Below are 10,500 nucleotides of genomic sequence, written 5' to 3' on the forward strand. Positions count from 1 at the left end.
CGCGCTCAGTTGGCCGAATCGACCAGGGTGCGCGCTTCGATCACCTTGCTGCGGTAAGCCTCGAAGATGGCGCGCAGCGCGTCTTCCATGCTGACCTCGGGCTTCCAGCCGAGTTCTTCCACGGTGTTGTCGATCTTCGGCACGCGGTTCTGCACGTCCTGGTAGCCCTTGCCGTAGAAGTCGCCCGACGAGGTTTCCACGATCTGGGTCTTCTTGGCTTCTTCCGCGTACTCGGCGTAGTCGCCGGCCATCTTCAGCATCATCTCGGCCAGTTCGCGCACGGAGTGGATGTTGCGCGGGTTGCCGATGTTGTAGATCTTGCCGGTGGCAATGCCGTTCGGGTTCTCGATGATGCGCATCAGCGCGCTGATGCCGTCGGTGACGTCGGCAAAGGCACGCTTCTGCGCGCCGCCGTCCACCAGCTTGATCGGCTCGCCGCGCACGATGTGGCCGAGGAACTGGGTGACCACGCGCGAGGAGCCTTCCTTCGATTCAAAGATCGAGTCCAGGCCGGCGCCGATCCAGTTGAAGGGGCGGAACAGGGTGTAGTTCAGGCCTTGTTCCATGCCGTAGGCGTGGATCACGCGGTCCATCAACTGCTTGGAGCAGGCATAGATCCAGCGCGGCTTGTTGATCGGGCCGCAGATCAGCTCGGACGTCTCGGGATCGAACTCGTCGTCGTGGCACATGCCGTACACCTCGGAGGTGGACGGGAACACCAGGTGCTTGCCGTACTTCACGGCGGCGCGCACGATCGGCAGGTTGGCTTCGAAGTCGAGCTCGAACACGCGCAGCGGCTGGCGCACGTAGGTGGCAGGCGTGGCGATGGCCACCAGCGGCAGCACCACGTCGCACTTGCGGATGTTGTACTCGATCCACTCCTTGTTGATGGTGATATCACCTTCAAAGAAGTGCATGCGCGGATGGTCGATCAGGTCGCCAAGGCGATCGCTGGACATGTCCATGCCGTAGACTTCCCACGACGTGGTTTCGAGAATGCGGCGCGTCAGGTGGTGGCCGATGAAGCCGTTGACGCCAAGAATCAGGACCTTTTTCATCGGTTTTCCTCTTTGGACAATGCGGTAAGAAATGTGGAAAGCGCGGCGGGCGAGACGGGCGCGGGTTGGGCGCCATCGTCCAGCAGTTCGCGTACAAGGATCAGGCCGCCATCGCCGCACACGCCGACGATCTGCCCGTCGATCACGTGCAAGCCCGGGTGGGCGGCGCTGGTGGACTGCAATGGTGCTGCTCCGGCTGCGCTGCCTGCATGCGCAAGGCGCGCCTGCGCCACCACGAAGCGGCGCGAGCCGACATCGGTGAAGGCGCCCGGATAGGGCGGCGCGACTGCGCGGATCAGGTTGTAGACCTGCGCGGCCGGCTGCTGCCAGTCGATGCGGCCGTCCTCCGGCTTGCGCCCGGAGAAGTAGCTGCCTTCGGCCAGGCGGTTGGGCAGTGGCGTGATGTTGCCGGCCATCATGGCGGGCAGGGCGCGCCACAGCGTTTGCTCGGCGGCCACGGTCACTTTCTCGAAGACCTCGCCGGCGGTGTCGTCGGGCAGGATCGGCACTGACGTCTGGTCGACGATGAAGCCGGCATCCGGCTTGGCTTCCATCGCATGCAGCGTGGCGCCGGTCTCGGTCTCGCCGTGCAACACCGCCCAGTTTACCGGCACGCGGCCGCGATACTTGGGCAGCAGCGAGCCGTGCATGTTGAAGGCGCCTTGCGGCGCCAGCGCCAGCACTGCCGCGGGAATCATCGCGCGGTAGTAGAAGGAGAAGATCACGTCGGGGCGCGCCGCGGCCACCGCGGCGGCCAGCGCCGGGTCGGCCGGATCTTCGCCGTAGGTGACGGGCAGGCCGAGTTCGGCGGCGGTATCGGCAACGCGGCGGAACCAGATGTTCTCATCCGGGCGGTCGCGGTGCGTGACGACCAGCGCCACCTCCACGCCACGCGCGTGCAGCACGCGCAGGCAGCGCTCGCCGACGTTGTGATAAGCGAAGACTACTGCGCGCACGGGACCCCCGTCGCCTTTTGCTGCTCCGGCGTGCCTTCCAGCACCGCCTGGATGCGATAGCGCGGACGGTTGCGCACTTCCTGGTAGATGCGGCCGATGTACTCACCCAGCAGGCCGATGCCGAACAGCATGATGCCAACCAGGAAGAAGTTGAAGGCGAGCAGGGTGAACACACCCTGCACTTCCGCGCCAAGCACGAAGCGCCGAACCAGCAGGACCGCCACCAGGCCCGCCGATGCCAGCGACAGCAAGGTGCCGATGGCGGAGAACCACTGCAGCGGCACGATGGAGAAGCCGGTTACCAGGTCGAAGTTCAGCCGGATGAGCTGGAACAGCGAATACTTGGACTCGCCGGCGTGGCGCTCCTCGTGCTCCACCACGATCTCCACCGGATTGGCGGAGAAGGTATAGGCCAGTGCCGGGATGAAGGTATTCACCTCGCGGCAGGCATTGATGGTGTCGACGACATTGCGGTCGTAGGCACGCAGCATGCAGCCCTGGTCGGTCATCTTGATGCGCGTGATGCGCTCGCGCAGCCGGTTCATGGCGCGGGACGCAATGCGGCGGAACGCCGTGTCGTTGCGTTCGCGGCGGATGGTGCCAACGTAGTCATGGCCTTCGCGCATGGTCGCCACCAGCCGCGGGATTTCTTCCGGCGGGTTTTGCAGGTCGGCGTCCAGCGTGATCACGATCTGGCCGCGGGTGTGCTCGAAGCCGGCCAGGATGGCCATATGCTGGCCAAAGTTGCCGTTGAACAGCACCACGCGCGTCGTGTCCGGGCGCTTGTGAAACTGGCTGGCCAGGATCTGTGCCGAACGGTCGCGACTGCCGTCGTTGACGAAGATGATCTCGTAGTTGCAGCCGAGCCCGTCCATGGCCGGGTAGAGCCGGTCGAACAGGGCTTGCAGGCCGTCTTCCTCGTTATAGACGGGAATGACGACGGAGACTTCGACAGGGCTCATTTGAAGAGGCGTTTGCATGTTTCACTAAGAGTTGCGCATACCCGCTCCACGTCGGCGGCTTGCATGGCGGGGAACATCGGCAGCGTGACGATGCCCCTTCCGATGCGCTCGGCGTGTGGCAGCATGCCGTCGCGCCAGCCCAGGGAGCGGAAATAAGAAAACAGGTGCACGGCGGGATAATGCACGCCGGTGCCGACGCCTTGCTCGCGCATGGCCTCCATCACCGCGGTGCGCCCGCCTTCGATGCGTTCGGCCGGCAGCACCACCTGGAACATATGCCAGTTGGTGGTAGCCAGCTCGCCGTCACGCGGCAGCGGCAGCTCAATGCCGAGCTCGGCCAGGCCGCTGGCGGCGGCGCAGCGGTAGTAGGTTTCGGCCAGTTCGGCGCGGCGTGCCGTGATGGCGTCAAGGTGCGCCAGTTGCGACAGGCCGATGGCGGCGTTGACGTCGGTCAGGTTGAACTTTCCGCCGGGTTCCTCCACATCCATGCCGTCCATGCCGGTACGGATCACGCCTTGCAGGCGCAGGCGTTCGGCGCGCTCGGCTTCCTCGGGCGAGTTCATTACCAGGCAGCCGCCTTCGACGCTGGTGATGTTCTTGTTGGCCTGGAAGCTGAAGCTGACCAGGTCGCCGAAGGCGCCGATGCGCTGGCCGCGCCAGCGCGAGTCGATGGCCTGTGCGGCGTCCTCGATCACGCGCAGGTTGTGCTTCTTCGCGATGGCATAGAGGCGGTCCATATCCACCGGCAAGCCCGACAGGTAGACCGGCATGATGGCGCGGGTACGCGGCGTGATGGCGGCTTCCACGGCGTCGAGATCGATATTGCGCGTGCGCGGGTCGATGTCGACGAAGACCGGCTTGGCGCCCACCGTGATGACGACATTGGCGGTGGCGACCCAGGTGATCGGCGTGGTGATGACTTCATCGCCCGGGCCGATATTGGCCACGCGCAATGCGATCTCCATGGTCGCCGAGCCGTTGGCGAAGGTGCGCACCGGGCGTCCGCCGAACAACTCGGACAGCGCGGCCTCGAAGGCGTGCATCTTGGGGCCGGAGGTGATCCAGCCCGAAGCCAGCACCTTGCCCACCTCGGCGATGGCATCGGCGTCAATATTCGGCTTGACGAAGGGCAGGAAGGCTTGCGCAGCGGAAGCGGTCATGGCAATCAGGCTCTTGGTGCGGGTGGTACGGTGATCAGGAACGGGCGATGAGGAACACGCCGGCGAGGATCAGCAGGATGCCTGCTACGCGCAGGGGGCCAATCATTTCACCGAACAGCCACCAGGCTGCCAGGGCGTTTACCACATAACCGAGCGACAGCATCGGGTAAGCGATCGATACGTCGACCCGCGACAGCCCGACGATCCACACACCGACGCTGACTACGTACAGCGTCAGCCCAGCCAGTACCGGCCACTGCGTCAGCACGCGAAACGCCGTGGCAAACAGCGTCGCGCGCTCGATGGTGATGGCGCCCACGGCGTTGGTGCCGGCTTTGAGCAGCAACTGCGCGCACGCGTTGAGCAGCACGCCGGTGAAGATAAAAGCGAAAGTAGAGAGCGTCATGGCGCGCGGTTCGGTTCTTGCTGCGGGACTGCCGGCGCCTGGCCGGGAGGCGGGAAGTTGGTTACCGCGACGCGGCGCTTGTCTTGCCCGATCTTGTACATCGGCACCTTGCGCTCTTCCAGCAGCTTGTAGGTGGCAGCCGACATGATGCCAACGGCGTGCTGGCCATCCTGCCATTTTGCAATAAAGGCATCCAGCGTGGGGAGCCATTTCTGCGGCTCCTGCTTGGTGCCGAACTCCAGTTCGTCCGGCCATTCCACCATGATGGTGGTGCGGCGCAGGTAATACGGCAGCGTGTGGTCCAGCATGCGCACGCCGTAAATCGGCATGTCATCCGTCAGCACGGCGTTGATGGCGGGCACCATGTCCACGCCTGAAGTCTGCCGTCCCATGACCTCGTGGCCCAGCAGCGCCACCGTGAAGCTGGTGAACAAGCCGAGCGAGTAGACGGTGATGCTGACCATCAGGCCCTTGCTCGCCAGCAGCTTGCGCGCGAGGAACACGGCGCCGAGCATCAGCACGAAGGCGGCGCCGACCCAGACGGCGAACAAGCGGTACAGCTCGTTGGGCGTATTGTCGGAATTCAGCGTGGCCACCACCGGGCTGGCCAGCAAGCCGATTGCCGCAATGACCAGCATGCCATTGAGCTGCCGCTTCCAGCTGCGCTCATCGATGTGCTGCAGCGCCACGGCAGCCAGCATGCCCAGTGCCGGGAAGATCGGCACGATGTAACCGGGCAGCTTGGAGCCGGACAGGCTGAAGAAGACAAAGATGGCGATGGCCCATACGGCCAGCAACAGCGCCGGCTGGAATGGCCGTGCCGAGGCCACGCGCGCCGCCGCGCCCTCGCCGCGGACCACTTGCCACATGCGCGGCGCCAGGCCCAGCCAGGGGATGAAGCCCGCCACCAGCAACGGCACGAAGTACCACAGCGGGCCCTTGCGCGAGTGCACCGTCGAGGTGTAGCGCTGCCAGTGCTCGTGGATAAAGAAGAAATTCAGGAATTCGGGGTTGCGCTCCGACACCAGCCAGAACCAGGGCACCGTGACGATCAGCATCAGCGCGATGCCGGTGATCAGGTGCAGGCGGCGCCACAGGCCGAAATCCCGGGAGATCAGGGTGTAGATGACCAGCACGAGGCCGGGCAGGGCAATGCCCACCAGCCCCTTGGTCAGGATCGCCACGCCCATCGCTACCCAGCAAGCCCACATCCAGTAGCGCCGGGCGGCCGGCGTAGCAGCAGGGTGCTGCGCGAGCAACATGAAGGCCAGCACGCAGGCCATGGCGCCGGACAGCGTCATGTCCAGCGAGTTGAAGTGCGAGGCAACGCTCCACATCGGCGCGGCGGCCAGCACCAGCCCGGTGAGGAAGGCGGCCCGGAAGCCATACCAGCGGTTGGCGGCGAGCATCGAGACCACGAGGCCGACCATGCCGGACAGCGCCACGCACAGCCGGGCCTGCCAGTCACCCACGCCGAACAATGTATAGGACAGCGCCGTCACCCACATATGGAAGGGCGGCTTCTCGAAGTACTTAAGTGCGTTGTAGCGGATGGTTACCCAGTCACCGGTGGAAAACATCTCACGGGCGATCTCGGCATAACGGCCTTCATCGGAGCGCAGCAGGTGGCGAGCGTCGAGCGTGCCGAACCAGACCAGGAGAATAAACAGGCAAGCCAGGACTATGGTGGTCGTGGGCAAGCCGGCAGATTGCGAAACACCTTGTGCGGCGCTTCGCGAGGTGTCTCGCGAGGTCACGGAACTACGCATACGTCTCCTGGAAAGGGATCGGGTGGTCGCCCTGGCTTGCGCACATGACGACCGGTTCTCGGGCCTGCGGGGTGTGGCGATCGGCGCGCGGGCGGACCGGATGGCTTGCCCCGCCTGCTGCCACACAGTAACTGCAGTGGCTCGCGATGGCGCCGCCACTTGCATGATTATCAAAGCTAGGTTGCCGCCTTGGCACCGCTAAAAACGGCGTCAGGCTGCTGCCGCAACCCGCGGCCTGGCTGTTTGACGGATTCGGGCTGCCCGGGCATCCGGCGAAAACATCACAACGCCGCAGCAACTGCTTTGGTAGACACAAAATGAAAGCAAGCGATCGTGTCGGTCGCCACGCGCCTTCTGCTTTGTCAGTCTTTCGAGCCGTTACCCCATGGCCAACCGTGGTTGCCAAGTGGCGCGGCGCGCAATGTTAGCACGACCGCCGCAACCCGCCGTCGCGCGCGGCGTCAGCGCACGCGGGACGGCCCGGGCAGGGTGCGTGGCTTAGCCGGGAAATGGCGTATCCGACATATTTCTGGCGCTGCGCAAACGTAGCGAGACGCCGATCAGCAGAATGCCGCAAACCACCGCCCACGCTCCGATCATCCATAGCACCGCCAGCGCGCCGGCAAGGGGTTGCCACAGCAGCAGGAAGGCGAACACGATGCTCGCCAGCCCGGCCAATATCAGCCACCATTCATTGGGTATGTCCTTGCGCAGGCGGATCGCCGCGACAATTTGCAGCACCCCCGTGGCAAGCGTCCAGGCGGCGATATATAAGAGCAGGGAAAAGGCGGTGACCACGGGGCTGAACCAGGTCAGCAACCCGACGCCCAGGCCCAGCAGGCCCTGCAGTGCAAGGATGCCGCGGTCGCTGGCCTCGCGCTGGGTGCCCGAGATGGCCATCAGCAGCGCGCTGACGCCGTCGGCGGCGGCAAAGGCGCCAAACAAGACCACGAGTGCAGCCAGCGTGGCAACGGGTGCGAAAAACGCACAAATCCCGAAAAGGACGGAGAGAATGCCGCGTAATGCCACAACCCACCAAAGCTTGGCGTAATACTGAAGCATAGGAACTCCCTGGCAAGCTGCCCGCATGGGCCGGCAGCGACGGTGACCGACTAAGATCGACAACACGCGCGGGCAAAAAAGCGCTAGTTTCTAGCCAGCGCGAGCCTCAACTTCTGGCTGGCCCTGCATGGGACGCCTGGTCGGAACGAGCTGGGGGCGCGAAATCATTCTAGACAGGATTCATGTGAGGACAAAGGCGCAATCGCTTGTGGCTGCTTCCATTGCCGGTGCCGTGCTGCTGGCCGTGGGCAATCCTGCGCAGGCTCAGACGGTGGCGGTGGCTGCCGCCACCGCGCCCGCGCGGCCCCTTGCCCCCCTGTGCGACGCGCCATGGTTCCGTTCCGGCTCGCGGGTGCAGATGGAAGGCGACGGGGCCATGCCCATGTCGATCACCATGACCTTGCGCCGGACGACCAAGAACCAGACCGGATGCCGGGCGCAGCTCGAGGTTCGCTCCAAGTCGGCGCTGTCTGCCCTGATGGGGCCGCCGGTCATCATGGACCAGGTCCATATGGTCAATATCGACCGCCGCTCCGACTCTGCCAAGAGCAGCATCGAGAGCGAGCATGCCGTCATCAATGCGCAAGGGCGCTATGCCCGCATGTACGGCGAAGCGGCCTTCAGGGGCCAGGGCGTTTTCAGTTACGCGGGCATGGATATCCGCGAGGGCAGCACCCTGGAGGGCGAGGCGTTCGAGTCCAGCGTCTCGCTGCAGATCTACCCGGTGGGCGCGGACAAGGTGGTGGGAAGCATGCGGGCGCTATATGCCTCGATCAGCGTTGGCTCCCGCCATGTGGGCAAGCGCCAGATGATCGATACCTTGCTGGGGCGCAAGGAGTGCATGCCGATCACCTACGAGAAGCGAACCTCGCTGGGGCCGCTGATGGTGGGAGAGGAGGTGGTGCAGGTGGAGCCCACGCTGATGCATGTCACCGACTGGTATTGCCCCGCCGAGGCTTTCGTGCTGCGCACCGAGATTCGCCAGCAGGACAAGGTACAACGGATCGACGTCACGGGGATGGACCTGGATACGACTGCGCCCTGACGCCATCCCCGCCTGGCGCTGCGCATCCACGGACGGCAGAAAGCCCGCCAATCTGGCGGGCTTTCTGCTGCTGAGCTCCGGGCGCCGGACCAGCGCGGCGCCCCTTGCCGATCAGTTCGCGGCTGCGGCCGATGCGGCGGGCTTCTTGCTCTTGCTCTTCTTGCTCTTCTTGGTCGACTTCTTGGCCGGCGGCGCGGAGGCGTCGGTCAGGTCCGTGCGGGTGCTCTTGTTAGCGCCCTGGGAATACGGGTCGAACTTGTCACCGGACTTGGCACCCTGGGAATACGGGTCGAACTTCTCGCCCGACTTGGCGCCCTGGCTATATGGGTCGAATTGCTTCTTCCCGGTCGATTGCGCCTGGGCAGCCACGGAGACGGCGCCAATGCACAGCGCGATGGCTGTCGCGACGAACTTGTTCATGTTTTCTCCTGGAAAATGCCGCCTTCCGGCGGTTCGAATACACGGAAACTGACGGCTAAGGCCGCCACGCCGATTGCGTGGGATACCGTTGCCGCGTTGTCCGCTGGGCCTCAGTGTCGCCAACATTTCGCTTGGCTGTCAACATGCGCTGTATGGTGAAATGCACGCTTTGTGTCGTCCTATGGAAAGCCGCTATTGCCTTTATCGCCAGGACTTGCTCCGCGTTTGGTGATTGATATGCGTCGTTGCGCACTTTTCGTTGGCGCCATGTGCAAAAAAATGCCCCCGCCTGCCTGATGGCCTGCGGGGGCTTTGATTTTGGTGGATCGACGGGCGTTGAAGGCCGCTTCGAAGGCCGTTATTCGGTAGCGACATCCGAAGGATGCTTCCACGCATCCCGGACTTCCGGGCTCGGGGCCAGCGCAAGGTTGATGTTGCGGGCGCCGATCGGCTGCTGGAACCATTGCTTCTGCAGGGCGATCACCTGCGGGCCGGCAAAGACCGATGCAAGGGTTTGGTCCACCAGTTGCTTCCACTCCGGATCGGCCTTGGACATCATCAGCGCGTTCTGCTCGATCGACAGCGCGGGGCCCACGATCACGAACTGCGATGGGTCCTTGGCGCGGGCGCGCAGGCCCGACAGCAACACATCGTCCATCACGAATGCCTGCGCACGGCCGGATTCGAGCAGCAGGAAGGATTCCCCATGGTCCTTCGCATAGATGTCATGGAAGCCGTACTGGCCCTTCAGGCGGCGCACATGGCGATCGCCCGTGGAGCCGGCGCTGGTCACCACGTTCTTGCCGCGCAGGTCTTCGAAGGACTTGATGCCCGAATCCGCGCGCACCAGCATGCGGACCGTGGAGATGTAATGCGAAACGCTGAAGGCGACCTGCTTCTGGCGCTCCAGCGAATTCGTGTTGGGTGCGCAGTCGAGATCGACCAGGCCATTGACCACGGCGGGGATACGGTTCTGCGGGGTGAGCGGCATCCAGCGCACCTTGATCGTCTTCAGTCCGAGCTTCACGCGAGCGGCCTGCGCGGCGCGCAGGCACAGGTCCACCGCGTAGCCCGCGGGCTCGCCCTTGTCGTTGGCGAAAGAGAAGGGCAGCGCCGATTCACGATAGCCCAGCACGATGGTGCCGGTGTCGCGGATCTTGTCCAGCACCGGGCTTTGGGCCTGGACGGCTTGCGGGGCGGAAAACGAGAGGGCGGCGGCAGCGACGAACGCTAGCCTTGCCAGCAGGCGGGATGCACGGAACGTGCCGGCGCTGGCGAATGTGGCAAACGAAAACATATGTCGAATGTTTCAAAAATGGGGAGGCTACCCCTGTGGCCTGCATCGGCAAAGAACATCTTCGTCATAAGCAAATATCGGCCCGGAGAGCCGCCTGGGAAAAGGTGGCCGGTGGCAAAGCGCTCTGCCCCGGCATGTGCCCTGAGGGCGCGGCAGCGCAGGCTCCGACAAAAATTCACGGTGGCCGGGTTGCGGTTTGATCGATGTGCGCGGTACGCTACCAGGTTCGCTGCGTCTGTGACATGCAGTGATCACGATCGTGAAGGGAATCGTCAACTACCCCGGCCTAAAGGCCGGAGCTTGCAAAGGCAACTGAACAAGCTCGGGTTGACCAGGCAAAGCGGTAACCAACCCGCTACGTTGCG

10 protein-coding genes are annotated in these 10,500 nt (G+C 64.3%); 1 reads left to right on the plus strand and 9 read right to left on the minus strand.

The genetic code is table 11. From position 1 onward, the window contains the following. Positions 1-5 precede the first annotated feature (5 nt). From ACGLHR_RS23160 to ACGLHR_RS23190, 7 genes are all read right to left on the minus strand, one after another. Positions 6-1,058 carry a bifunctional UDP-4-keto-pentose/UDP-xylose synthase gene (locus ACGLHR_RS23160; RefSeq protein ID WP_052495092.1) on the minus strand — a complete coding sequence of 351 codons (1,053 nt, stop codon included), beginning with the start codon at positions 1,056-1,058 and terminating at the stop codon, positions 6-8. Then, positions 1,055-2,014, minus strand: a complete 960-nt coding sequence (locus ACGLHR_RS23165; protein WP_400096528.1) for a formyltransferase — start codon at positions 2,012-2,014, stop codon at positions 1,055-1,057. The genes ACGLHR_RS23160 and ACGLHR_RS23165 overlap by 4 nt, the downstream gene beginning before the upstream one ends. Next, entirely contained in the window at positions 2,002-2,994 is a 993-nt protein-coding gene (locus ACGLHR_RS23170) for a glycosyltransferase (protein ID WP_400096529.1), read from the minus strand. Before ACGLHR_RS23170 ends, ACGLHR_RS23165 begins: the two co-directional genes overlap by 13 nt. After that, a complete protein-coding gene (locus ACGLHR_RS23175) occupies positions 2,973-4,136 on the minus strand; it encodes a DegT/DnrJ/EryC1/StrS family aminotransferase (RefSeq protein ID WP_400096530.1) in 1,164 nt (387 codons plus the stop codon). The genes ACGLHR_RS23170 and ACGLHR_RS23175 overlap by 22 nt, the downstream gene beginning before the upstream one ends. 34 nt (positions 4,137-4,170) lie before the next feature. Then, on the minus strand, positions 4,171-4,542 hold the full coding sequence (locus tag ACGLHR_RS23180; protein WP_043355625.1) for a multidrug efflux SMR transporter: 372 nt from the start codon (positions 4,540-4,542) through the stop codon (positions 4,171-4,173). Continuing rightward, on the minus strand, positions 4,539-6,311 hold the full coding sequence (locus ACGLHR_RS23185; protein ID WP_400096531.1) for a glycosyltransferase family 39 protein: 1,773 nt from the start codon (positions 6,309-6,311) through the stop codon (positions 4,539-4,541). The genes ACGLHR_RS23180 and ACGLHR_RS23185 overlap by 4 nt, the downstream gene beginning before the upstream one ends. Positions 6,312-6,809: 498 nt before the next feature. Next, positions 6,810-7,373, minus strand: coding sequence for an HdeD family acid-resistance protein (locus ACGLHR_RS23190; RefSeq protein WP_400096532.1), 564 nt, complete (start codon positions 7,371-7,373; stop codon positions 6,810-6,812). A gap of 184 nt (positions 7,374-7,557) precedes the next feature. Here ACGLHR_RS23190 and ACGLHR_RS23195 point away from each other — a divergent pair, with 184 nt between their 5' ends. Then, on the plus strand, positions 7,558-8,418 hold the full coding sequence (locus ACGLHR_RS23195; RefSeq protein WP_400096533.1) for a hypothetical protein: 861 nt from the start codon (positions 7,558-7,560) through the stop codon (positions 8,416-8,418). A 111-nt stretch (positions 8,419-8,529) separates the two neighbouring features. Here the strand turns inward: ACGLHR_RS23195 and ACGLHR_RS23200 are convergent, their stop codons facing one another. After that, positions 8,530-8,838 carry an amino acid ABC transporter permease gene (locus ACGLHR_RS23200; protein WP_318231035.1) on the minus strand — a complete coding sequence of 103 codons (309 nt, stop codon included), beginning with the start codon at positions 8,836-8,838 and terminating at the stop codon, positions 8,530-8,532. A 358-nt stretch (positions 8,839-9,196) separates the two neighbouring features. Next, the gene (locus ACGLHR_RS23205) at positions 9,197-10,135 is read right to left on the minus strand and encodes an amino acid ABC transporter substrate-binding protein (protein WP_400096534.1); all 939 of its coding nucleotides are present in this window, start codon (positions 10,133-10,135) and stop codon (positions 9,197-9,199) included. Positions 10,136-10,500: the final 365 nt, after the last annotated feature.

This window comes from Cupriavidus sp. CuC1 (assembly GCF_044627735.1).
Lineage (GTDB): Bacteria > Pseudomonadota > Gammaproteobacteria > Burkholderiales > Burkholderiaceae > Cupriavidus > Cupriavidus ulmosensis.